Source organism: Vibrio sp. S9_S30, assembly GCF_014694455.1.
Taxonomy (GTDB): Bacteria; Pseudomonadota; Gammaproteobacteria; order Enterobacterales; family Vibrionaceae; genus Vibrio.
Genome location: NZ_JAAUWT010000237.1, coordinates 1 through 220 on the forward strand (window position 1 = coordinate 1; position 220 = coordinate 220).

At 50.0% G+C, this 220-nt stretch carries 1 tRNA gene and 1 rRNA gene; both read left to right on the forward strand.

The window, feature by feature from the left end:
- Positions 1–80: ribosomal RNA gene (locus HC752_RS25555) — 16S ribosomal RNA — on the forward strand; the annotation flags it as partial.
- 66 nt (positions 81–146) lie between these two features.
- Positions 147–220: transfer RNA gene (locus HC752_RS25560), tRNA-Ile, on the forward strand.

Here is a 220-nt window from a genome sequence, read left to right on the forward strand (position 1 = left end):
TTACCACTTTGTGGTTCATGACTGGGGTGAAGTCGTAACAAGGTAGCCCTAGGGGAACCTGGGGCTGGATCACCTCCTTATACGATGATTATCGAGACGAGTGTCCACACAGATTGATACGGTTTATAACAGTTAAGAGTAATGTTGGGTCTGTAGCTCAGCTGGTTAGAGCGCTCGCCTGATAAGCGGGAGGTCGGTGGTTCAAGTCCACTCAGACCCA